Source organism: Budvicia aquatica DSM 5075 = ATCC 35567, assembly GCF_000427805.1.
GTDB classification, from domain to species: Bacteria; Pseudomonadota; Gammaproteobacteria; order Enterobacterales; family Enterobacteriaceae; genus Budvicia; species Budvicia aquatica.
This window is the reverse complement of sequence record NZ_ATYS01000019.1, coordinates 33,763-58,844: the sequence shown is the minus strand read 5'-3', so window position 1 is coordinate 58,844 and position 25,082 is coordinate 33,763. Positions and strand designations below refer to the sequence as shown.

Sequence of the window (25,082 nt, the reverse complement as noted above, 5' to 3'; positions counted from 1 at the left end):
TATTTATTTCCTTTAATCAATTTGCTGAAAAATCAGACGAGTCCGGTCATGTAGTACACGCCGATAACAACGAATACAGCCATCGTCTTGATGCAGGTCACGGCGAAAATATCTTTATAGGAGTCTTTGTGGGTCAGGCCCGTCACGGCTAATAACGTAATAACAGCACCGTTATGAGGCAGGGTATCCATGCCACCACTGGCCATAGCAACCACGCGGTGCAAAACTTCAGGGCTAATACCCGCAGCTTCAGTTGCTGCCAGTAATTGCTCACCCATCGCACCAAGCGCAATGCTCATTCCGCCCGATGCAGAGCCGGTAACGCCGGCTAAAGAGGTCACGGTGATCGCGGCATTAACTAATGGATTAGGAATGCTGGTCAGCGCTTCGCGGATAACCATAAAGCCCGGAAGAGAGGCGATAACAGCGCCAAATCCATATTCAGATGCGGTATTAACCGATGCCAACATTGCCCCGTTAATGGCAACTTTGGTGCCTTCAGCAAAGTTTTTCCTCACCACGTTAAAGGCGGTACACAACACAAAAAGGATGCCTAATATCAAGGCAGCTTCTACAGCCCAGATACCCACAATTGAGGGAACCTTAGTAACTAGCGGCTCTTTCAAACCGGGTAAGGTAGTCACGTTCTGTACGCCATACCAGTGAGGAATCAGCTTGGTAAACGCCATATTGGCAACGCCAATCAGCACTAACGGAGTGATGGCCAGCCAAGGTGAAGGTAAATTACTGGTATCGACCGGAACCGGTTCATTGACCAGATTCGTTCCATATCCTTCTCCTTTGCGAATGGCGCAACGCACCCGCCAGTTGAGATAAGTGATTCCGGTAAAGAAAATAAATGCAGCCCCAATGCAGCCCAATATGGGTGCGGCCAGAGTGGTAGTACCAAAGAAAGTCGTAGGAATGATGTTCTGAATTTGCGGGGTACCGGGCAGAGCATCCATAGTAAATGAGAATGCACCCAGTGCAACGGCTCCCGGAATTAATCGCTTAGGTAAGTTCCCCTGACGAAACATCTCTGCCGCAAAAGGGTAAACGGCAAATACCACCACAAATAGCGATACGCCACCGTAAGTAAGTAAACCGCAGACAATAACAATAACCATAACCGCCCGCTCACGACCAATCCATTGGATAACTGCGGCAACAATTGATTTAGAAAAGCCGGACAGTTCTATCACTTTGCCAAATACGGCACCGAGTAAGAACACCGGAAAATAGAGTTTAATAAAACCAACCATCTTATCCATAAATAGGCCGGAAAAAACGGGGGCAACAGCGGCAGGTTCGGTGAGCAATACCGCACCAAGTGCGGCGATAGGGGCCATCAAAATAACGCTATATCCACGATATGCGGTATACATCAGAAAGCACAGAGCGCCGAGAACAATGATAAAATCCATCGTTGGGATTCTCCTAATTTTAATGCGGTTAGATTATTATTTTATTTGTTACCGGTTTCTAATTTGGCTATTATTTCCTTGATATTTAGACAAGTCTGACCGGACGTTAATCAGAAATATGGTTTGAAATTTAACAAACACAAACATGTGTCACATAAGATTTAATTGAAATTATGGAAGCCATCGGATAATAGTCACCAAAAGAAAAAACTCAAAATTAAATATTTATTCACACGTCTTATTTCAAATTTAACAAATTGAATGAAAAATAAATTAATACATAAAAAACAATAAATTAATTAATTTCAAATTTTGCTGAATCGTTTTTATTTGCATTTTTAGAGAATCATATTTGCAAAAATAGAACATAACCCGCGTTAAAAATACCATTTTAGAGAATAGTTATATTTTCAAGTTCTATAGCATTAATGATTTTTAAATAATCTTATTAATTTAATTAACTCATACGCCTATCGATTAATTTATAAACTGTTAAAATAAAACATGATCTGCATCTCATATTTAACCGTCTAAACACGCGGCTCTATATAAAAATAAAATAAAATTTATTCGTGAAAAATATCGAATGACAATATCCCGATAAATCAAATTGATGAAAGATGTCAGTTTGTCAGTTTGAACAGCGGCAAAGGGAGGGGAGATTGACCGATTTATGGCTTAGCCATATCAAAGGGATTCAACTGCGCTTTTTGACAGCTGAATCCCCTAATTTTAAGCCACTGCTAACGCTTCAATTTCAAGCGCAGCATTAAAATGCAGGCTGGCAACCCCGGCAACAATACGCGCCGGACGATGTTCACCAATCCATTGAGAATATATCCGGTTAAACTCCGGCCACTGTGCCATATCAACAATATAGATACGCACTTGCACCAGCTTATCCCGATTGCTGCCAGATGCTCTCAGGCAGGCATCAATATTAAACAGTACCTGCTCCGCCTGTTCAGCAAAAGGCCGGTCAGCTAATGGAACGCCTTCAGGGTTAATCGGTAGCTGACCAGAGAGATAGACCATACCGCCGCTAACGCAGGCATGAGAGTAATGACCTCCGGGCTTAGAGAGTTCTGAACTATTAATACAGGATATATCCTTTATTGCTGTCGACTGATTCATGGTGGTTACCTGATTTAATGTTATTGATTTAGCCCGTTAATTAAATATTTCGCTCATCGAACCCGACGCTTTTAGCCCGGAACCGGTAAGAATAACCACCGTTACTTCTCCCGGTTTAATGGTTCCACGCTGAGTAAAAGCATCAATAGCGGCAGCGGCCGTTGAACTGGTCGGTTCTGCAAAAAGTCCCATACCGGACAGCTTTTGTACTGCCTGAATAATCTGTTTTTCTGAAATGGAAATCGTGTCACCGCCCGAGCGCCGAACAGCGGCCAGTACTTCAGCTAAACGTACCGGACTTCGAATGGCAGTACCTTCTGCAATTGTCGGTGAGTATTTCGTCACCACCAGTTCGGTAGCGCCAGCCTGAAACGTCGCATCAATCGGTGAACAGTTTGACGGTTGAGCAATCAGTATCTTAGGGAGTTTCTTGATTTGCCCTGCCGCCAGTAATTCACTAAAGCCAATATCACACCCTAATACGTTACTGCCCGCACCGGTAGGGATAATAATATTATCCGGCGCCTTAAAACCCAGATCTTCCCAAATTTCATAGGCCAGAGATTTTGTTCCCTGTAGAAAGAACGGATGCCAGTTATGGCTGGCATAGAAAGTCTGTTTAGACTGTCGAAGTGCTTCGTCTTCGGTGGCCTGTCGAGAACCCGGAACCCCCTGAACTTCAGCCCCAAATGCTCTGCTTTGCAACAATTTAGCCGGTGAGGTTGAGTCCGGAGCCAGAATTCTGGCTTTAATACCTGCAGCAGCACAGGATGCGGCAATCGCTGCCCCACCGTTACCGGAGCTATCTTCAATCAGTTCTTTCACCCCTAACTGGGCCAGGAATGACACCATCACTGCGGCACCACGATCTTTAAAACTACTGGTTGGGTTAAACCACTCCAGCTTGAACAACACGTCTGAATTACCCCAGCGTTTTCCCACCAACGGCGTACATCCTTCACCTAAAGAGATCGGTCGCTGAATTTCAACCGGTAGTGCAGCCTGATAGCGCCAGAGCGATCGGTGTTTAGTTTCAATATCATCACGGGTAATCCCCGGTAATGGGGTAATCATTAATGGTGCTCCACGTTCTGAGCACCAGCGCAAATCATCAATCGGATAGGATAAACCAAAGCGTTCATCGACATATTTGGGTGGGTTTGTTTTCATCTGCATATCTCCGGGAGCCAAAATATTACTTCTGTTGCACCAACAGTACATCCGTCAGCATATACAAACAATAAATAATTATACAAAGTGTTAAGTTGATAACGGTACTTTTCTTTCATTACTTTTTTTCATTTATATAGCTACGTATCCAGAAGCAGCACTAACTTAAGATTTGACTAAACAGAATAGAAGCCTATAGATGAGGATGAATGGGTCGTTTTCTTGGTTGACATAACAATTCGTAATTACCCGACAGGAATAAAGGGCCATTAACAACACTTTAACTGATAATGAATTTCATTAAGCGATCCATTATAAATTAATCAAGCAACACATTTACTAAGCTTCAATAAGATAACATCGGGGAAATAGCATATATATAAGGAGCGGTAATATTATTGATTAATTAATAACATCATTTTCCATTTTCATTAACACCCTGAAATCAGCGCAATTAAAGCATATCTATTCACTTTTAATGCTCATTTTGAGTTATTAATGATCGTTATGAATAATTATTCAATTCGCAATCACCTCATTTATTATTAATACATCAAAAATGATTAATAACAAGGATGTCCAATTTTTGTATGTTACTTTTCGCTTCGATTTATCAACACGTCTGTAAAAATTTAGTTTAAGAGTTTTCGCTATATCTTTCATGCCGTTATAAGTCACTCCTGTGATTTATGATTATATTTAATTACTATCTAGTTGGATGATTGCAACATGACTGATTCATCTTCGAATAAACTTTCTCTATGGGCACTAACAGCGTTAGTTGTTGGTTCCATGATTGGAGCGGGAATATTCTCTTTACCGGCTACTTTTGGACGAGCAACCGGAGGCGGGGGAGCTATCATCGCCTGGCTAATCGCAGGAAGCGGAATGTTAATGCTGGCATTTGTATTCCAAACGTTAGCACAGCGCAAACCCGATCTGGACTCAGGCGTATTCATTTACGCTAAAGCTGGTTTTGGTAACTATTTAGGATTTATATCAGCCTTAGGTTTCTGGGCAGGTACATGTATAGGAAACGTATCTTATTTCATTTTAATAAAATCAACGCTGGGGGCATTCTTCCCGGTATTTGGTGACGGAAACACACTTCCGGCTATAGCACTGTCTTCAATAATACTGTGGGGATTCCACATTCTGTTACTGAAAGGTGTTAAAGGCGCCGCAGCAATTAATACTATTGCTACCTGTGCCAAGATTATTCCCATCTTCTGTTTCGTTATCATCCTGATTTTTGCCTTCAAGTCTGACATGTTTATGTTGAACTTCTGGGGTGCTCCTGAAGTAGCAGCATTAGCCAACGGCGTAGACATCTCCCACTTGAATGATTACGGCTATGTCGGACACGCAGCGCTGGCAATCGAACCTGTCGTAGAACCAGAGTCTCTGTGGTCACAAGTTCGCAGTACCATGTTAGTAACGGTGTTTGTATTCCTCGGCATCGAAGGCGCCAGCATCTATTCACGCTATGCGAAAAAACGTGAGCACGTAGGCATTGCAACCGTACTCGGCTTCTTAGGCGTTCTATGTTTACTTATCTTAGTGACCATGCTGTCTTATGGCGTGATGTTACGCCCTGACTTAGCCGCATTACGCCAGCCATCAATGGCCGGTGTATTAGAAGCTATCGTCGGCCGCTGGGGTGCAATCTTTATCAGCGTAGGCTTGCTTATCTCCGTTCTCGGTGCCTATTTATCATGGTCACTACTGGCTGCTGAAGTTCTATTCTCCGCAGCCAAAAGTAAAAGCATGCCGAAAGTATTCGCTACCGAAAATAGCAAAGCAGTTCCTGCCGCAGCCGTTTGGCTTACCAATATCGCCATTCAGCTATTCCTGATTATGACGATGTTCAGTGATTATGCTTTCCAGCTAGCGCTAGAACTCACCAGTTCACTGACGTTAATTCCTTACCTGCTGGTAGCGGCTTACGGCTTAAAGTTGGCCTATACCAAAGAGAGCTACGACAACGATCCTGGTAGCCGGACCAAAGACCTGATCATTGCGGCTATCGCAACCTTCTATGCACTACTGATGATCTATTCCGGCGGCCTGAAATACCTCTTACTGTCTGCCGTAGTTTATGGACCGGGTACCATTTTCTACATCATCGCTAAGCGCGAGCAGAACGAAAAACTGTTTACCAATATTGAAAAAACTATCTTCGCAGTCCTGATTACAGCAGCGATCGCGGCTATATACGGCATTATCACTGGTAGCATTACCATCTAATTTTTGGAGTAAATATTTATGAATACTAAACATATCTCTCGCCCTTACGGAGTTCATTCAGAAGTAGGACAGCTTCATAAAGTGATGGTTTGTGCACCGGGCCGCGCCCACAACCGCCTGACACCAAGCAACTGTGACGAATTATTATTTGATGACGTTCTATGGGTTGAGCGTGCTAAACGCGACCACTTTGACTTTATGACTAAAATGCGCGAGCGCGGCGTTGAAGTTGTAGAAATGCATAACCTACTGGCTGAAACATTAGAGAATCCGGCTGCACGTAAGTGGATTTTAGATCAGCAAATCGTACCCAATGAGGTTTCTCTCGGGATCTTAAACGAAACCCGTAGCTTCCTAGAGCAACTTCCGGCACGTACGCTGGCAGAAGTGCTGATCGGTGGTTTATCGACTGAAGAGCTAGCCAGAGACGGACACTGTGACAATGAAGAACTCAGACTGATTCGTGAAGCCGTCGGCATTACCGAATATTTATTACCACCGCTGCCGAATACGCTTTATACCCGTGATACAACCTGCTGGATCTATGGCGGCGTAACGCTTAATCCGCTTTACTGGCCTGCCCGTCATGAAGAGACCATCCTGACCACGGCTATTTACAAGTTCCACCCTGATTTTGCCAAGGCCAATATCAATATATGGTGGGGTAACCCGACACAGCATCACGGTAGCGCAACGCTGGAAGGCGGTGACGTTATGCCTATCGGTAATAAAACGGTCCTGATTGGTATGAGCGAGAGAACCTCTCACCAGGCAATTACTCAGCTAGCATCTTCACTGTTTGCTAATGAGAAGTCAGGCGTAGAGCGAGTGATGATTGCGGCAATGCCTAAATTAAGAGCAGCGATGCACCTTGATACCGTATTTACCTTCTGCGATCGCGATGTGGTAACCCTTTACCCAACGATTGTTGATCAAATTAAAACCTTCTCACTACGTCCTGATGATGGCCCTACCGGTATGAGACTGAGCCAGGATAAGGGAACCTTCGTTGAGGCTGTAGCCGGTGCATTGAATCTGGATAAGCTGCGCGTCGTCGAAACTGAAGGTAATAACTATGACGTTGAGCGCCAGCAGTGGGATAGCGGTAACAACATGGTGGCATTATCACCAGGGGTCGTAATGGCCTATGACCGTAATACCAAAACCAATACTCAGTTGCGTAAAGAAGGCGTTGAAGTTATTGAAATCGTTGGTAGCGAACTGGGAAGAGGTCGCGGAGGCGGCCACTGTATGACCTGTCCATTAATCCGTGATGGCATTGATTACTAAGTTTAATTAATTTAGACAATCATCAAAATCTGACTCCGGCTAACCGTTAGCATTGGCTGACGGCGGCCGGAGGTCCAGATGTTACAAATACTATTCAAGTCAAAACATCGTTGTAAATTCAAATCAATATAAGACAAACCGCGAATGCCAATCCTTGCAGCCATGACAAACTCATCTGATTAAAACAGTTCTTAAACCGGCAGCGGGTTTAATCGTAGCAACAACAGTCGTTTACTTTCTTAGCTATAATAAGATTCATCAGTATCCGTTATAGCCTACTTAATGTTTTTCATACAGGGTTACCGCCTATGCAGCAAGATACCGATTTAGAACAGAAGATACTGAGAAGATCCATTTTTTGTACTCTGATCATAGCGACGCTGGGCATTACGTTCGGTATCCTGTGCGGTTCTCTATCCATTATCTTTGATGGTATGTTCTCAGCGTTAGATGCCGGAATGTGCGGGCTATCTTTGCTGGTATCGCGTTTACTCACTAAACCGTTAAGCCGCCGGTTTCAATATGGCTTCTGGCATGTAGAGCCCTTAGTATTGGCCTTTAACGGTAGCCTGTTGGTTTTACTCTGTTTCTATGCGTTCATAAACGCCGTAAAAGGCATTTTTGACGGCGGACGAGAGCTCGAACTCGGTTGGGCAATTGCCTATGCTGCCGTTGTCAGCGTTTTCTGTTTTACCCTCTACCTTAAGCAATCACGCTTGAATCGTAAGATTAAGTCTAAGCTGATTGCTCTGGATACCAAAAGCTGGTTAATGTCAGCCTGTATCAGCTCAGCCCTACTCGTCGCCTTCATTATTTCATGGGGAATGGAAGGCACCCGCTATGAGTACCTTATCGTTTATGTCGACCCCTTTGTCCTTGCCGTGCTAACGCTGGCACTGATTCCGGTCCCGGTTAAAACGGTTATTTCCGCAGTAAAAGAAGTGCTGCAAATGACGCCGGATTCACTCGACTGTAAAGTAGAAAATGTGATGGAGCGGCTGACCGAGGAGTATGGTTTTCTGGACTATTCCAACTATGCGACCAGAATCGGGCGCGGCTTGTTCATCGAAATTCACATTGTCATTCCGGAAGAAATGGAAAAGATCGGGGTATTACAATTTGATAAAATTCGTGACGAAATCGCCAGTGAAATTACTGAGCGCGGCCCTTATCTCTGGCTGACAATCTCGTTTACACGTGACCCTAAGTGGCTATAGCCTGACCTAAACTATTTATGCCGGAGATTATGCCGGAGACGACTGTTCAGAAAAAGCGATCAACTCAGGTTGAACAATTCGCCCATAGTCTTCCACATTAAGCAAAATTGAACGCTCCAGTGAACCGGCATTAAATACGATCTCTGTTTCCAGCTGAAATAGCATAGGATCAACAACCAGCTTAAGCTCCGGGTGAAAGCTAAACGGCGGAATAGCGCCAAATACACACTGAGTCAGTTCCATCACCTCTTTCGGGCTGGCTAGTGATGCTCGAGTAGCACCCAGAGTTTTAGCGAGTACGGATAGATTGGCCTTACGATGAGCCGGAAGAACCGCCAGTACATGCTGCTTAATACCATTACCTTTCACATGACACACCAGCGCTTTTGCCCCCTGTTCAATCTTAGTCCCCCGGGCTTTGGCCGCCTCTTCCGAGCGGCCCGCCGTTGCGTGTTCTATCACTTTGTAGCGGGCACCTTGATTGTCCAATAACGAAACTAACTGACTAAAAATAATCGATGACACGGGGACCTTCTTACTTGATATGTTGTAGATAAAGCCGTTGATAACGAGTTATCAGACAATATCAAATATGGATAAAACTTGTCTGTCGGCCTTTCTTTAATTGGGCTATAAATCATTTATCATTTTGTATAATCTATAACAAAAAGTAAAACCGGATAACCGCCCAATGTCAGATATAAAACATCACAGTAACCCTAAGCTGAATGAAAATGAATTACTGCTCAGGGAAGCAAAAAAAATTGCCTCCGCGCTGGGTAAGATGTTTGCCCCGAGCTGTGAGGTGGTACTCCACGATCTGACTCATCCGGAACATGCCATTATCGCCATTGAGTGCCCGCTATCGGGGCGAAAAATTGGCGATCCGGCGACAGAAATGGGGCTGGCACGTATTCAAGATAAAGCCTTTCCCGATGTGGTACAGAATTATGAAAATACCTTCCCGGATGGACGCCCGGTAAAAAGCACCTCGATTGGACTACGAAACAGCCGCGATGAATACGTTGCTGCGCTATGCCTGAATATGGATATCTCACTATTCAGCACCGTTCAGCGTGTCATCAGCCAATTAACGGCCGTCGATAATCAACAGGTTCCGCTAAATGAATCATTAAAAACCTGGGGGCTGGATGATATTAAAACCAAAATCAACGAATACGCCGCCGCGTTAAATACCCAACCCCGGGCATTAACCTCACAGCAACGGCAAAAACTGATTCGCCATCTGTCAGAATTGGGAATGTTACAGCTGCGCGGTGCGGCAACGACTGCGGCAGAGACTCTTGGTATTTCACGAGTGTCTATTTATAACGCCTTAAAGAGCTAATCGATAGCCATCACCGACGATGAGACATCCACACGCGCATTCTCACTTTAATATTTCTGTATAAGCGATGTATTTCAGTTTTATCAGGAAACGTATGCGTAAAATAAAGCACGTATTTCTAAATATATACCCGCGTATTGACCTTTGTTCCTTGCAACGTATAGTCATGAAAGAGTCGCCAATTGAGTACTCGCACAATTATTCACTTTAATTAACAGCACCGAACAAATGTCCGGAGCTGCTATTGTTTTCTCTTAATCAAGCGGAACTTCATGCAAAGTTTTCTTCTTCCTCTATGGCACCAGATTGTGCTCTCTGCGCCTCTGTTTATGTTGGCTATTTTAGGATATGGCTTAATCCGCTGGGGAAAATGGAATAAATCCGTTGCTGACGGGCTGACTAAATTCGTCTTCTCCGTGGCATTGCCCGCCATGCTGTTTCGCATGATGTGTAATTTCTCAAAACAGCCTCCGGTTGATGCCCGATTATTGGTCGCTTTCTTCGGCAGTTGCCTGATCGTATTTGTGGTTGGCCGGGTGCTTGGTTCTAAAGTATTTAAGCTTGATGGCACTTCAGGCTCAGTGTTTGCACTGGGCGGTATCTTCTCCAATAACGTCATGCTGGGCATTCCGGTAGCGACGGTGGCGTTGGGTGAAGCCGCGCTGCCTTCTGTCGCGCTGGTGTTAGTCTTTAACGGATTGATTTTATGGACGCTGGTTACGGTCTCTGTTGAGTGGTCACGCAATGGCTCTCTGACGGTAAAAGGCTTTGCCCAAACGGCCCGTAACGTTTTAACTAATCCGCTGATTATTGGCATTATTTCCGGCACGCTGTTCAGCCTGACTGGGTACGATCTCCCCGCTTTTATCGACCAACCGGTCAGCATGTTAGGGCAAATAGCCGCACCGATGTCATTAGTCGCTCTGGGAATGGGTTTAGCTGAATACCGAATCCGCGACGGCTGGCAAATAAGCTCTGCCATCTGTGTGCTAAAACTGATATTGCAACCGATGGTAGTCTGGGCTTTAGCCATAATGCTAAACCTACCGCCGATGGAAACCCAGGTGGTGGTTTTATTAGGTTCAATGGCCGTAGGCGTAAACGTTTATCTGATGTCGCGGCAATTCAATGTCATTGTCGGACCGGCGGCCTCCAGCATGGTTATCTCAACCGTACTCTCGGCAATTACCACCCCGTTAATTCTCACATTAATTGGCGTCAGGGTTTAATGCCTGAATTAAGCAACTACACTTATCATGCAGCAAAACGAATACAGACCAACAATGACAGAGGCTATTACCATGTACCAACTCTATATTGCCAATAAAAACTATTCATCATGGTCGCTACGCCCTTGGGTTTTAATGACAACGTTAGCCATTCCGTTTGAAGAAATTGTGGTGCCTTTTACGCCGATTTCCAGCTGGGATGAGTTCAGGACCTTCTCACCTTCCGGTAAGGTTCCCTGTTTAAACCACGCACAGTTAACGGTATGGGACTCTCTGGCAATCATTGAGTATCTGGCAGAATCGAATTCGTCCGTCTGGCCTGAGTCTACTGAAGCCCGAGCATGGGCACGCTGCGCCGCCGCAGAGATGCATTCTGGGTTTAGCGCTATTCGTAATCATTGCCCGATGAATATCGGCATCCGCCTGCGCCTTAGCCAACAGCCGCAGGATCTACAGAAAGAATTATCCCGCTTAGACGAACTGTGGAATCAAGGTCTGGATAAGTTCGGAGGGCCATTCTTGGCCGGTGATAAATTTACCGCCGTTGATGCTTTCTTTGCCCCGGTTGCCTTTCGCCTCCAAAGCTACGACCTGAAACTTTCCCCTGCGGCTATGGCCTATGCCGATAGATTGCGTCAGCTTCCTGCGATGGTTGAATGGCAACTGGCAGCGTTGAAAGAAGTCTGGCGGGAAGAAGAGCACGAACGTGAAACCCTGGAGCGGGGAACTTTATTACAAGATTTACGAGTCTAATAATTCGGCCATACAATAAACAGCAAAGGTACCCAGTCGGGTACCTTTTGAATTAATGACAAACCCAGAGGCTATCTATTTAGCCGCGCTGGCGCACAATCTCAAACAGACAAACGCCGGTTGCAACCGAAACGTTAAGCGACGATACGCTGCCCGCCATCGGAATGCTGATCAACTCATCACAATGCTCACGGGTCAAACGACGCATACCTTCGCCTTCGGCTCCCATAACCAGTGCTACCGGGCCATCAAACTTACTTTGATATAACGTATGGTCAGCCTCGCCGGCCGTGCCTACGATCCAGATATTATGCTCCTGAAGCAAGCGCAAGGTGCGGGCTAAGTTAGTCACGCGAATCAGTGGTACTGTTTCGGCGGCACCGCTGGCAACTTTCTTCGCAGTCGCATTAAGCTGGGCGGAACGATCGCGAGGAACAATCACCGCATGAACCCCGGCAGCATCCGCGCTACGCAAACAGGCTCCCAAGTTGTGCGGATCGGTAACGCCATCGAGCACCAGCAGGAAGGGTTTATCTAATTTAGCAATGATGTCCGGCAGATCGTTTTCCTGATACTGACGACCTTCGCGCACTCTGGCAATAATTCCCTGATGGACAGCACCTTCAGCCTTGTTATCCAGCCATTGGCGGTTTGCTACCTGAACAGAAATACCGCTTTGCTCAATTTCTGCCACTAAAGGTTGTAAACGTTTGTCGTCACGTCCTTTAAGAATAAAGACTTCAATAAACCGCTGAGGATCCTGATCTAGCAATGCTTTAACGGCATGAATACCGTAAATAATCTCGCTCATAACACCATTCTTCTGCAATCTGATATAAAAATCAGGGCGACACCATGGCCGCCCTGCGATAACAGCCTATAACATTAAAGCTCTGCGGATTTCTTAGCCCGCTTAGTTTTTAACGCTGCCGTTATTTTTTTAGTTTTCGCTGACGGAGATTTAGCCTTTGGCTTTGACTTCGCCTTATCAGCCTTATCTGTTTTACCAGCCTGCTCGACTTTGTCAGCTTTACCGGCTTTATCAACCTTAGCTGGTTTTGCCGGCTTTTTAGCTACGCCCTCGTCCTTAGCGGCGGCTTTACTTCTTCTCGGCGCTTTAGATTTAGTACGAGAATCGCCTTTAGACGGGCTATCGCCGCGTAATTTGGCACTTTTCTTCACGTTCTCGCGGGCAGTTTTACCTTCACCGCGTGGACGTCGCTCGCTAGAAACCAGCGCAAAATCTATTTTCCGCTCATCCAGATGAACTGCATCAACCCGAATTTCGACCTTATCACCCAGACGGAAAGTTTGACCGGAAGATTCACCAATCAAGCGCTGCCCGACATTATCAAAACGATAATAGTCGTTCTCTAAGGTTGAAACGTGAACCAGACCGTCGATAAACAGATCGTCTAAACGAACAAAGAAACCGAATGCCGTCACGCTGGCAATAGTACCGGTAAATACTTCACCGACATGATCCTGCATGAAGTCACACTTCAGCCAATCAGCTACATTTCGCGTGGCTTCATCGGCCCGACGTTCAGTCATTGAACAATGTTCACCTAACTGAAGCATCTCATTTATTTCATAATGCCAGCCGCCGCTTGGCGTTGAATTGCCTTTAAGCGTACCGGCCTCTTTAGCCAGCAGGTATTTAATCCCGCGGTGTAAAGTCAGGTCAGGATAACGACGAATCGGTGAAGTAAAGTGAGCATACGACGTTAGCGCCAGACCGAAGTGGCCGCGGTTGTCCGGATCGTAAATCGCCTGCTTCATTGAACGTAACAGCATGGTCTGTAGCATTTCACGATCGGGACGATCGGCAACGGCATCCATTAACACTGCATAGTCTTTAGGCTGAGGTTCAAGGCCGCCACCCAGCGTTAAGCCCAACTCGCTTAATACGCTACGCAGTGACGTCATATTCTCGCCTTTTGGTCGATCATGAACCCGATACAGCGCAGGCTCGCCGGCCTTCTCAACAAAACGAGCCGCTGAGATATTGGCTAAAATCATACATTCTTCAATGATTTTATGGGCATCATTACGCACCAGTGGCTCAATGCGCTCAATGCGACGTTCAGCATTAAAGATAAACTTAGCTTCTTCAGTCTCAAAAGATATTCCGCCACGCTGCTCGCGAGCTAAATCCAACGCCTTATACAGGTTATTGAGCTCTTCCAGCATAGGGACCAACGGCCGATAGTGCTCACGCAGCTCAGCATCCCCTTTAAGAATATCCGCGACCTTGGTATAGGTTAAACGAGCGTGAGAATTCATTACCGCTTCATAGAACTTAAAGGTCGAGAGCTTACCGGTCGCCGAAACGGTCATTTCGCAAACCATGCACAGGCGATCAACCTGAGGATTTAACGAACACAGTCCGTTCGATAATACCTCCGGTAACATCGGTATAACCTGTGACGGGAAATAAACTGAGGTTCCCCGGCTGTGGGCTTCGGAATCTAGCGGTGTCGGAGGACGAACATAGTAGCTAACATCAGCAATTGCCACCCATAAGCGCCAGCCACCGCCACGTTTTTTCTCACAGCATACGGCGTCATCGAAGTCGCGGGCATCTTCACCATCGATAGTCACCAACGGCAAATCACGCAGGTCAACCCGGCCTTTTTTCGCCTCTTCAGGTACCTGCTCTTTCAGCCCGGCCACCTGATTAAGCACCGACTCAGGCCAAACATGAGGTATTTCGTGGGTACGCAGGGCAATATCAACGGCCATCGACGTGCCCATATTATCGCCTAACACTTCAACAATATTACCGACTGCTTTAGTACGGCGGGTTGGGCGTTGGGTCAATTCAACCACTACCACGTACCCCATGCGGGCACCCATGATATTTTCTGGCGGAATTAATATATCGAAATGCAAACGGCTATCGTCAGGAACCACAAAGCCAACGCCAGCGTCGGTAAAATAGCGACCCACAATTTGGCTGGTTTTTGGTACCAAAACCCGAACTACCCGAGCTTCACGACGGCCTTTACGATCGACATCCTGAGGCTGTGCCAGAATTAGGTCACCGTGAATGGTGGTTTTCATTTGTTCTGCGGAGAGATAAAGATCTTCTTTGCTTCCCTCAACGCGTAAAAAACCGTAACCGTCACGATGACCGATAACAGTGCCTTTAACTAAGTCTAAACGCTCCGGCAATGCATAGCACTGGCGACGGGTGAAGACTAGCTGTCCGTCACGCTCCATCGCTCTTAAGCGACGGCGTAGCGCTTCCTGTTGTTCTTCACCTTCCAAACCAAGCGCACTAAAGATCTCATCGCGATTGGCAGGCTTTTCCTTTTTAGACAGCAAATCAAGAATGAATTCGCGACTCGGAATAGGTGACCCGTACTTTTCAGTTTCACGGGCTAAAAAAGGATCTTTTGACATTACTCTTCCTTCTTTTTAGTTGCCGATATTGATGGTGGATTCGAAAATAATAAGGTCTGTAGACCAGCGTTATCAACAATCATATCAGCAAGCGTGTGATTATCTAATTCTTGTAAAAAAGACTTAACCGCTTTATCTAACACTAATTTTAGTCGACAAGCGGGAGTAATGTGACAAAATTCCGGACTACAATTAACTAATGAAAGCGGCTCCATAACGCGGACCACATCGCCAAGGCGAATAGTGTGGGCCGGGCGGCCTAAACGAATGCCGCCATTCTTTCCTCGCACGGCATCAACCAGCCCTTCGCGGCTCAGTTGATTAATAATTTTGACCATATGGTTGCGAGAAACACCATAAACCTCGGTTACCTGAGAAATATTAGTCAGTTCCCCCTCGGGAAGCGACGCCATATAAATCAGGGCACGTAGGCCATAATCTGTAAAACTTGTTAACTGCACGAAAACCTCTTTACTAAAATTACGTTCAGGGCAGGTCCTGCAAACTTGCAGACTGAACATCGCGATCCCAGTAAGAAGACCGCACAATGACCATAAAAATTTAACCAATCAGGCAAGATGCTTAATTATATATATTCTAAATTGCCTATCAGAATAACAAACACACCGGCAACTAGCTTGCGAATAATTTTACTCGCCCTGCGATATGATAGCCCGTCAGTCACAATAAACGCCGAGCTATTGCGTTTATTGTATAAAAAGAAACCGGGCTAATTGCCCGGTTGATGACCCTACTTAAACATCAGCTGATAATTATGCGTCAAACGGATCGCGTAAAATCATAGTCTCAGTACGATCGGGGCCTGTAGACACGATATCAACCGGAACGCCGGTTAACTCTTCAACACGTTTAATATAGTCACGTGCTGCCTGAGGCAATTTGTCGAACTCTGTCACACCAAAGGTGGATTCAGTCCAGCCCGGTAGGCTCTCATATACTGGCACAATACCTTCCCAGGCATCAGCATCTAACGGAGTAGTTTCCACTACGCGACCGTCAGGCATACGGTAACCAACACAGATCTTAACTTCTTTCAAACCGTCAAGCACATCCAGTTTAGTCATACAGAAACCGGATAGTGAGTTCAGTAATACCGCACGACGAACGGCGATAGCATCTAACCAGCCGGTACGACGACGGCGACCAGTAGTTGCACCAAACTCGTTACCCTTCTGACACAGGAACTCACCAACATCATCAAACAATTCAGTTGGGAATGGACCAGCACCAACGCGGGTAGAGTAAGCTTTAACGATACCTAATACATAATCCACATAGCGCGGACCTAAACCTGAACCAGTAGCTACGCCACCAGCGGTAGTATTAGATGAAGTTACATACGGGAATGAACCATGGTCGATGTCTAATAAAGTGCCTTGTGCACCTTCAAACATCATCAGCTCACCTTTTTTACGGGCGCTGTCTAACAGTTCAGATACGTCAACCACCATCGCAGTCAGGATGTCAGCAATAGCCATTACGTCATCCAGAACTGTTTGATAATCTACAGCCTCTACTTTGTAGTAGTTCACTAACTGGAAGTTATGGTATTCCATCACTTCTTTTAGCTTTGCCGCAAAACGCTCTTTATTAAATAAATCACCTACGCGCAGAGCACGACGGGCAACTTTATCTTCATAAGCAGGCCCGATGCCACGGCCGGTAGTACCGATCGCTTTAGCACCACGCGCTTTTTCACGAGCTACATCTAATGCCGCATGATAAGGAAGAATAAGCGGGCAAGCTTCTGAGATTAACAGACGCTCACGCACCGGGATTCCCCGATCTTCTAACTCACGCATTTCTTTCATTAAAGCTTCGGGAGATAAAACAACACCATTAGCAATGATGCTGGTTACGTTCTCGCGAAGAATACCGGAAGGGATTAAATGAAGTACGGTTTTTTCACCGTTGATAACAAGAGTATGACCAGCATTATGTCCACCTTGATAGCGAACAACATACTTAGCTCTTTCGGTCAGGAGGTCTACGACCTTGCCCTTACCTTCGTCACCCCATTGAGTGCCCAGTACGACGACGTTTTTGCCCATCTCACTATTCACCAAGTCAGTTAAAAAAGAATTCTACCACCACATTAATTTACTTTCAGTAGTTTTTAACACACACGGCTCAAATCAGACCAGTAACAATTCAACATTGGTTAAAAAAGTTACATTTCTTTGTCATAGCGCAATTAATTGTTTAAATATCGGACGAAATTTATCAGTATTCTTATTTCAATCATACGCAATCGTTAACTTATCAATAAAACTGCTTATTTAACCAAAGGCGAATACTTTCACTACTGGCTTCAAAGTGAGGCTGTGGCAATGCTCGCGGATCGCACCAAATCCACTGGCGGCATTTATCCGGTTCTTTCAACTGGATATCCCCACCGCAATAGTCCATGACCAGACAAACTGAAACCGTATGCTTTCCTTCCTGACGCCAGGTCTGAAGGTTGTTGGTTAATGCCACCACCTGTAGTTCACCACCGGTCAATCCGGTCTCTTCAAACAGCTCACGCAACGCCCCCTGTTCAAAAGACTCTCCCGCCTCCAGGTGCCCGCCGGGAATAGACCAATAAGGCGCATGCTGGCTACAGCGCTCTCCGACTAAAATATGCCCCTGATGATTGACAACGATAATGCCAACCCCAACCTGTACTGACATGAAATCGCTCCTTCATCGCTGCAGCAATAATGATGACTCGGTTTAATACCACTAAATATGTGTTTTAAGCAAAGATGTACCGCATTCAATATTAAACCGGCTTAAACAAAAAAGGGCCCGATAATATTATCGGGCCCTTTTTAATACTGACTTACCAGCGAAAACTTACTTTCTTGGCGCTGGTACTGGAGATTGCATATAGCGGAAGAACTCACTGTCAGGGCGAATAACCATAATATCGTTACCACCGCTGAAGCTGGTTTCATATGCCCGTAAACTACGGATAAAGGCATAGAAGTCAGGATTCTGGCTAAAGGCATCAGCAAACAGTCTGGCCGCAGTCGCATCACCCGCACCGCGAGTCATACGCGCTTCACGCTCGGCTTCAGCCAATGTTTTAGTCACCAGATAATCTGCCAGTGCACGATTCTTCTCAGCCTGTTCCTGTCCCTGAGAACGGTGGCGACGGGCAACAGCTTCACGTTCTGCACGCATACGCTGATAGATCGCACCTGAAACTTCCGCAGGCAGGTTAATTTGCTTAATCCGCACGTCGATAACTTCAATACCTAGCTCAGCCATACTGTTGGCATTAGCTAACGGTAGTTTATTATCCGTTGGTAACTCTGTATTAGCAGGGTCAACCGGAACCGGCGTGTCTGACGTTCCTTTATTCAGGGCGTCGCGAACATCCTGCATTAACTTACCGCGGGAGTCAGTAACGATATCGCGGATATCACGCTGACCAATTTCAGAACGTAAACGGTCACTCAGTTTACTGTTAAGAATACGCTCAGCGTTAGCACGGTTGCCGTCACCAGTCGCTAAGTAATAGCGGCTGAAATCGGTGATTCTCCACTTAAGGAAAGAGTCAACGATCAGGTCTTTAGTTTCTTTGGTTACGAAGCGGTCAGCCTGATTATTCATGGTCTGAATACGGGCATCCAGCAGCTTAACGCTATCGATTAACGGCAATTTAAAATGCAGACCCGGCTCATAGACCCGAGGTACATCTTTCGCATCACGTAACACTTTACCAAAGCGTAAAACAATACCGCGATTTCCTTCTTCCACCACGAACAGGGAAGTGAAAATACCGATAACAACAATAACAATGAAGGGAATAAATAATTTACGCATCAGTGATTATCCTCTTCCTAAACCGGCAGCGCCAAGACGTTCAGCATAAGCAGCATTACGTTGTTGCGTGACAGTATTACTGTCTTGCGACGCGGTAGGGCGCGCGGTCGATTCAGGCTTACTACTCGCACTCGCAGCTGGCGGTAACTGAGTAGATGAACTTCCGGTATTAGCCTTAGGTGCAGATATTACCGGCTCTTGTGAAGCAGCAGCTTTACCACGCATCAGTTGATCCAAAGGCAACACCATCAGGTTATTACTCTTATCATCAATCAACACTTTACTGGTGTTGCTCAGAACTTTTTCCATCGACTCTATATACAAACGTTCACGGGTAATTTCCGGTGCGGCTTTATATTCAGGTAATAATTTAGAGAACTTGGCGACTTCACCCTCAGCTTCTAAAACTGTTTGTACCTGATAAGCTTTAGCATTTTCAATTAAACGCTGCGCCTGACCGTTAGCTCTCGGCTGAACTTCATTGGCGTAAGCTTCTGATTCACGGATGTAACGTTGTTCATCTTCCCGAGCAGCGATAGCGTCATCAAATGCGGCTTTTACTTCTTCAGGCGGACGAGCGGCCTGGAAGTTGACGTCCAGCACTTTTAAACCCATATCATAAACTTGGATAGTCCGCTCAAGCTCTTGCTTGGTATCTTCACGGACGATGGTACGCCCTTGAGTCAGGATCTTATCCATGGTGTATTTACCGATAACAGAACGTAATGCACTGTCAGTTGCCTGACTTAAGCTGTCGTCTGCATTGGTTACTCTGAAAAGATATTTAATCGGATCTGCCACCTGGTACTGCACGTTCATCTCAACGCGAACCACGTTCTCGTCGGAGGTTAACATGATACCTGAAGCCGCTAAGCCACGAACGGCCTTGGTATTAACAGGTCGAACGGCATCAATAAAGTTAGGCTTCCAGTTCAGACCTGGGCCAACCATAACCGGCTGAACCTGACCAAAACGAGTAATAACACCTAATTCACCTTCTTTAATGGTATAAAAGCCGCTTAGACCCCAAATAACCACGGCGATGACCGCAACGATAGCAAAAAGACGACCTCCCATAGCCGGACCAGGGCCATTACCGCCGTTTCCACCACCACCGCTACCGACTTTACCGAGCAAACCGCTCAGCTTACTAAAAATATTATCCAGATTCAGCGACTGCTGACCTCGACCTTTATTTGATCCACCACTATTATTTCCACCGGGGTTGCCATTGTTGCCGCTCCCCCACGGATCGCGGTCTTGGCCATTATTACCGGGCTGATTCCACGCCATGTTTTAGCTCCACTCATATACGATCGTTTTATCGGGCACAATCTAACAGGATCCAACTAAACGATAAAGTTTACCAGGCCCTGCTCTTGTTTACAGAGGCGACGCCAATCAACAATTGGCATCCTAATCACCAAACCGATGCTTCCGTCTTCTTCAATCCACTCTTTGAGTATGGCCTGAAGCTGATAGAAACGACTGCGTAATCGACCTTCTTGTACGGGTAGTTTAAGTTCGTACTGCGCAATCTCACCGGAAAGACGTTCCGTTAATGCACGGAACAACAAATCAATGCCATCACCGGTTTCAGCGGAAAGCCAAACCCGAATAGGCAAATTTTCTTCATTTCTATCAATACGCGGAACAAAATTATCCAGCATATCAATCTTGTTCATCACTAGCAGAGCAGGTATTTCATCAGCTTCAATTTCAGCTAAAACTTCATTCACAGCATCAATATTTTCGTCGATTCGACCATCGGCCGCATCCACTATATGCAGCAATAATGACGCTTGCCGAGTTTCTTGTAATGTTGCTTTAAATGCCGCCACCAAATCATGAGGTAAATGGCGTATGAAGCCAACGGTATCAGCTAGAATGGTTACCCCAACGTCTTCCACTTCGATGCGACGCAGTGTCGGATCGAGAGTAGCAAACAGTTGGTCTGCGGCATAAACACCCGCCTCAGTAATACGATTGAACAGGGTTGATTTCCCTGCGTTCGTATAACCAACCAGCGATACAGTAGGAATATCGGCTCGCATGCGAGCTCGTCTTCCTTGCTCACGCTGCTTTTCAACTTTTTCAAGCCGGGAAAGGATTTGACGAATCCGATCCCGTAACAAACGCCGATCGGATTCCAGCTGGGTTTCACCTGGCCCGCGTAAGCCTATTCCGCCTTTTTGGCGTTCAAGGTGAGTCCAACCCCGGACCAAGCGAGTTGCCAGATGCCGCAATTGCGCCAGCTCGACCTGCAGCTTACCTTCGTGAGTTCTCGCCCGTTGGGCAAAGATATCGAGAATTAATCCGGTACGATCAACTACCCGACACTCACAAAGCCGCTCAAGATTACGCTCCTGAGCAGGAGAGAGTGGGTGATTAAACAGCACTACATTTGCGCCGCTCGCATGCACAACATCGGCAATTTCTTGGGCTTTACCCTCACCGACAAAATACTTCGCATGCGGAGCCTTACGGCTACCCGTCACAATCTGTAGTGCTTCCACTCCCGCAGAAGAAACCAGAGATTCAAACTCTCTGAGATCCTCTGTGTCTTTTTCTTGAGAGAAGTAAACATGAACCAGTACCGCCTGTTCTCCGGCATCGTATCGGTCAAACAAGTGCTTCACCTCTCACAAGACAATCGCTCAAATAGACTGGACTATTCAGATACATCATCTTCCTGTTGTGACTGGCCACCCTGGTAATTACCCACGGTTCCCGCAGGTGCATTACTATGGTGAGATACCGGACGCGAAGGAACAACAGTGGAGATGGCATGCTTATACACCATTTGGCTCACTGTGTTCTTCAGAAGAATCACGAATTGGTCAAAAGACTCGATTTGGCCTTGTAATTTAATGCCGTTCACCAGATAAATTGATACTGGAACTCGTTCACGCCGCAGTGCGTTTAAGAACGGGTCTTGTAAAGATTGCCCCTTAGCCATTTTTGTTTTCCTTTATATTGTTTGTTGTTTGTTACCAAGAGCCAAAGGCCCTAAATAAACTGCGTAAAAATAAATCCATCGAGTACAAAACAAAGCCGTTGAGTACATTAAAGTATATAACCTATTAATTGTACACAATCACAAGCTTATACACTAACGACTCCGACAACTCTTTCCAATGAGTGCGATAAATCTTCACTATTTAGCCAATTTATCCCTTCCCAGCCTCTTAACCACGTCATTTGACGTTTAGAAAGCTGTCGGGTCGCACATACTCCCCGATAGACCATTTCATCATGGCCTATCTCTGCGTTGAGATAACTCCACATTTGCCGGTATCCGACACAGCGAATAGCAGGCAAATCGGGATGTAAATCACCGCGGGCCATTAGACTTTTCACTTCATCTTCAAACCCTGCGGCGACCATTTGGTGAAAGCGGTCTTCAATCCGTTGGTGTAACAACTCGCGAGAAGATGGAGCTATAGCAAACTGGTGTACCAGATAAGGCAGCGCATCACCAGCAACTTGTGTTAATTCTGTTAAAGTTTTACCTGAAATGTAAAAAACTTCCAGTGCTCTGCTCAAACGTTGTGGATCATTAGGGTGAATTCTTGCTCCGGCTACCGGGTCAATTTGCAGCAATTGCTGATGTAATGCCCCCCATCCCAAACGTTCAGCATCTTGTTCGATACGCTCACGAACCGCGCTATCAGCGGGTGGCAGAGGTGATAGCCCTTCAAGTAATGCCTTGAAATACAGCATAGTTCCCCCCACTAACAGCGGGATCCTACCGGCAGCAACAATATCCGCCATCTCTTTCAATGCATCAGCGCGAAAATCTGCAGCTGAATAGCTCTCGGCAGGGTCGCGAATATCTATCAGGCGGTGCGGGGTATCGAGCAATTCAGCCGCCGTCGGCTTAGCCGTACCAATATCCATTCCACGATAAATCAGTGCCGAATCGACGCTAATCACATCAACAGGTAAATGTTTGTAAAGAGCTGAAGCCAGAGCGGTTTTACCTGACGCTGTCGGCCCCATTAAAAAGATAGCCGTTGGTTTTTTATTCATGTTTTAGCGCCGCCACTGCAGTCTGTAAATCGATAGTCTGAAGCATATGCTTCGGCGGATGTGCAATAACCTCCGGGCAAAGCCGCTCCAGATCGGCCAGAAGCTGAATAGCCTGAGCCTGAGTCCAGAGCGTGCATTCACCGGTTAATCTGGTGGCAAGCCAGCCAGATAGTTGTTGTGAGTCAGCTTTAGCGTTATCGCCTAAATAGCTTAGCAATGCCGGCAAGAGTTGCTGCAAATTCTGCTGGCGTAGCGGCAACGGCACACCATGGACATGAATACGATTGCGCTCTACCGATAAGTGAATACCAAAGTGGCTCAGCAACGCTTGGTGGTGTTCAATGCCCTGCTTCTCTTTTTCCCCAAGCGTTAGCGCCAGAGGAATCAATAATGGCTGGGGCTTTAGCCCTTCATCTGCCGGCATCAGTTGAACCTGACGTAAGTAGCGTTCAGCGACGGGTAACGATAATAGGGATAATGATTGTCCCCGGTCGACTATCGCATAGCATGACTGCCAGATAGAAAGCACTCGCCCCAGGCTTTGGGCCGCCGTTTTATCCAACATCGATGCAGGAACAGGCCCGGATGATTGCCCTTTCGCAGGAAACAGCGTCGCTTTAGCCTGCGGAGGCGATTCAGGTAAAGAACCGGCTCTTTCAGGAAATAGTTCTGGCTTAACCGGCTGAACAGCAGCCTGCTCCGGGCTAGCAGAATCATCGGATGGTGCTTCTGCTCCCAGTAAACGACGATAAACGTCATTCTCTCTGGCTATAACCGTTGGTGAACGGGATGGCGGTGGCGTATAAGATACCGAGCCGTGGCGCTCAGCCGCCGGCTTGGCTGAAACGTTGTGTTCAGCCGGTCGGTTATATTTATTCTCACCGGCCGCAGGCCGGTTTTCAGGCTGCCAGTCGGGTGACACAATCTCACCCTGCTCATCCACTTGATGGGATGGCAATGGTAACGATGGCGCGCCGGACTGCTGCAATACGGTCACCACGGCCTGATAGATAAAATCATGTACTAAGCGGGATTGGTGGAACCGAACCTCATGCTTAGCCGGATGAACGTTAACATCCACCTGATGCGGATCAACCTCTAAATAGAGTACGTAGGCCGGCGCCTGATCGTCGTTAAGCTGAGTCTGATAGGCCTGACGGATGGCGTGATTAAGCAGGCGATCCCGCATCATGCGACCGTTTACATAGCAATACTGCATATCGGTTAACGTGCGCGCACCGACAGGATCGGCAACCCAGCCGTCAATTTTTAAATCTCCGTGCTGCCATGAAATCGCTAAGGCGTGTTGGAGAAATGCCGTACCGCAGATACTGCCTAAGCGGCGCTCGCGGGGTTCATTCGGCTTAATCGCCCGATACTGACGAACTAGCTTACCGTTGTGCTGTAAATTAATACTGATATCAAAACGGGCAAGGGCAATACGTCGGATCACTTCATCGATGTGACCAAATTCAGTTTTTTCAGTACGTAAGAATTTTCTGCGTGCCGGGGTGTTATAAAACAGATCTAAGACTTCCAGCGTTGTACCGACAGGATGTGCTGCTGGCTTGAGGCTAACATCCATATCCCGGCCTTCTGCATAGGCCTGCCAGGCTTCATTTTGCTCAGCAGTACGGGACGTTAGCGTTAACCGGGAAACCGAACTAATACTGGCCAGCGCTTCGCCACGAAACCCCAGACTAATAATGGCTTCTAAATCATCAAGAGTTGCGATCTTGCTGGTAGCATGACGAGCCAGCGCTAAAGCCAGCTCATCTTTTTTGATACCACAGCCGTTATCCCGGATGCGGATCAGCTTGGCGCCACCGCGTTCAATATCGATATCAATGCGTGTTGCCCCGGCGTCGATGCTGTTCTCAACCAACTCTTTAACCACGGACGCAGGCCGCTCTACAACCTCTCCGGCTGCGATTTGGTTAGCAAGCTGTGGCGGCAATACCTGAATCGGCATGACAACTCCTGATAGCGATCCGCT

At 46.5% G+C, this 25,082-nt stretch carries 21 protein-coding genes; 6 read left to right on the top strand and 15 right to left on the bottom strand.

Annotation, left to right across the window (positions count from 1 at the left end; genetic code table 11):
* Positions 1-32 precede the first annotated feature (32 nt).
* From YWE_RS0109625 to YWE_RS0109615, 3 genes are all read right to left on the bottom strand, one after another.
* Complete coding sequence (locus tag YWE_RS0109625; protein WP_029094335.1) at positions 33-1,424, bottom strand: GntP family permease; 1,392 nt, start codon at positions 1,422-1,424, stop codon at positions 33-35.
* A gap of 732 nt (positions 1,425-2,156) precedes the next feature.
* Positions 2,157-2,558: a RidA family protein gene (locus YWE_RS0109620; protein WP_029094334.1), complete on the bottom strand. Its 402-nt coding sequence runs from the start codon at positions 2,556-2,558 to the stop codon at positions 2,157-2,159.
* Between the two features lie 36 nt (positions 2,559-2,594).
* On the bottom strand, positions 2,595-3,728 hold the full coding sequence (locus tag YWE_RS0109615) for a threonine synthase (protein WP_029094333.1): 1,134 nt from the start codon (positions 3,726-3,728) through the stop codon (positions 2,595-2,597).
* A 729-nt stretch (positions 3,729-4,457) separates the two neighbouring features.
* Here YWE_RS0109615 and YWE_RS0109605 point away from each other — a divergent pair.
* The 3 genes from YWE_RS0109605 to YWE_RS0109590 all read left to right on the top strand — a co-directional run bounded on the left by YWE_RS0109605 (position 4,458) and on the right by YWE_RS0109590 (position 8,482).
* Positions 4,458-5,975 (top strand): amino acid permease, encoded by a 1,518-nt coding sequence (locus YWE_RS0109605; protein WP_029094332.1) that lies wholly within the window; start codon positions 4,458-4,460, stop codon positions 5,973-5,975.
* Between the two features lie 18 nt (positions 5,976-5,993).
* Positions 5,994-7,265, top strand: a complete 1,272-nt coding sequence (gene arcA, locus YWE_RS0109600) for an arginine deiminase (RefSeq protein ID WP_029094331.1) — start codon at positions 5,994-5,996, stop codon at positions 7,263-7,265.
* Between the two features lie 308 nt (positions 7,266-7,573).
* Positions 7,574-8,482, top strand: a complete 909-nt coding sequence (locus YWE_RS0109590; RefSeq protein WP_029094330.1) for a cation diffusion facilitator family transporter — start codon at positions 7,574-7,576, stop codon at positions 8,480-8,482.
* A gap of 27 nt (positions 8,483-8,509) precedes the next feature.
* Here YWE_RS0109590 and YWE_RS0109585 read toward each other — a convergent pair whose 3' ends face one another.
* Positions 8,510-9,007, bottom strand: a complete 498-nt coding sequence (locus tag YWE_RS0109585) for a YbaK/EbsC family protein (RefSeq protein WP_029094329.1) — start codon at positions 9,005-9,007, stop codon at positions 8,510-8,512.
* 166 nt (positions 9,008-9,173) lie between these two features.
* Between YWE_RS0109585 and YWE_RS0109580 the strand changes: the two genes are divergently transcribed.
* The 3 genes from YWE_RS0109580 to YWE_RS0109570 all read left to right on the top strand — a co-directional run bounded on the left by YWE_RS0109580 (position 9,174) and on the right by YWE_RS0109570 (position 11,812).
* Positions 9,174-9,830, top strand: coding sequence for a helix-turn-helix transcriptional regulator (locus YWE_RS0109580; RefSeq protein ID WP_036015616.1), 657 nt, complete (start codon positions 9,174-9,176; stop codon positions 9,828-9,830).
* Between the two features lie 272 nt (positions 9,831-10,102).
* Positions 10,103-11,059 (top strand): AEC family transporter, encoded by a 957-nt coding sequence (locus YWE_RS0109575; RefSeq protein ID WP_029094327.1) that lies wholly within the window; start codon positions 10,103-10,105, stop codon positions 11,057-11,059.
* A 72-nt stretch (positions 11,060-11,131) separates the two neighbouring features.
* Positions 11,132-11,812, top strand: a complete 681-nt coding sequence (locus tag YWE_RS0109570; protein ID WP_029094326.1) for a glutathione S-transferase family protein — start codon at positions 11,132-11,134, stop codon at positions 11,810-11,812.
* Positions 11,813-11,891: 79 nt separating this feature from the next.
* On the opposite strand, the gene rlmB is transcribed toward YWE_RS0109570, so the two are convergent.
* The 11 genes from rlmB to mutL form a co-directional block, all read right to left on the bottom strand.
* Entirely contained in the window at positions 11,892-12,623 is a 732-nt protein-coding gene (gene rlmB, locus YWE_RS0109565) for a 23S rRNA (guanosine(2251)-2'-O)-methyltransferase RlmB (protein WP_029094325.1), read from the bottom strand.
* Positions 12,624-12,697: 74 nt separating this feature from the next.
* Positions 12,698-15,220, bottom strand: coding sequence for a ribonuclease R (rnr, locus tag YWE_RS0109560; protein ID WP_029094324.1), 2,523 nt, complete (start codon positions 15,218-15,220; stop codon positions 12,698-12,700).
* Positions 15,220-15,681 (bottom strand): nitric oxide-sensing transcriptional repressor NsrR, encoded by a 462-nt coding sequence (gene nsrR, locus YWE_RS27005; RefSeq protein ID WP_051323271.1) that lies wholly within the window; start codon positions 15,679-15,681, stop codon positions 15,220-15,222. The genes rnr and nsrR overlap by 1 nt, the downstream gene beginning before the upstream one ends.
* A 312-nt stretch (positions 15,682-15,993) precedes the next feature.
* Entirely contained in the window at positions 15,994-17,292 is a 1,299-nt protein-coding gene (locus tag YWE_RS0109550) for an adenylosuccinate synthase (protein WP_029094323.1), read from the bottom strand.
* A gap of 211 nt (positions 17,293-17,503) precedes the next feature.
* Positions 17,504-17,914: a nucleotide triphosphate diphosphatase NUDT15 gene (locus tag YWE_RS0109545; RefSeq protein ID WP_029094322.1), complete on the bottom strand. Its 411-nt coding sequence runs from the start codon at positions 17,912-17,914 to the stop codon at positions 17,504-17,506.
* Between the two features lie 165 nt (positions 17,915-18,079).
* Positions 18,080-19,054, bottom strand: a complete 975-nt coding sequence (gene hflC / locus YWE_RS0109540) for a protease modulator HflC (protein ID WP_029094321.1) — start codon at positions 19,052-19,054, stop codon at positions 18,080-18,082.
* Between the two features lie 6 nt (positions 19,055-19,060).
* Positions 19,061-20,347: an FtsH protease activity modulator HflK gene (gene hflK, locus YWE_RS0109535; RefSeq protein ID WP_029094320.1), complete on the bottom strand. Its 1,287-nt coding sequence runs from the start codon at positions 20,345-20,347 to the stop codon at positions 19,061-19,063.
* Positions 20,348-20,403: 56 nt separating this feature from the next.
* Positions 20,404-21,684: a ribosome rescue GTPase HflX gene (hflX, locus tag YWE_RS0109530; protein ID WP_029094319.1), complete on the bottom strand. Its 1,281-nt coding sequence runs from the start codon at positions 21,682-21,684 to the stop codon at positions 20,404-20,406.
* 41 nt (positions 21,685-21,725) lie between these two features.
* Positions 21,726-22,013 (bottom strand): RNA chaperone Hfq, encoded by a 288-nt coding sequence (hfq, locus tag YWE_RS0109525; RefSeq protein ID WP_029094318.1) that lies wholly within the window; start codon positions 22,011-22,013, stop codon positions 21,726-21,728.
* A gap of 146 nt (positions 22,014-22,159) precedes the next feature.
* The gene (miaA, locus tag YWE_RS0109520; protein WP_029094317.1) at positions 22,160-23,086 is read right to left on the bottom strand and encodes a tRNA (adenosine(37)-N6)-dimethylallyltransferase MiaA; all 927 of its coding nucleotides are present in this window, start codon (positions 23,084-23,086) and stop codon (positions 22,160-22,162) included.
* Entirely contained in the window at positions 23,079-25,058 is a 1,980-nt protein-coding gene (mutL, locus tag YWE_RS0109515) for a DNA mismatch repair endonuclease MutL (protein ID WP_029094316.1), read from the bottom strand. The genes miaA and mutL overlap by 8 nt, the downstream gene beginning before the upstream one ends.
* Between the last annotated feature and the right edge of the window lie 24 nt (positions 25,059-25,082).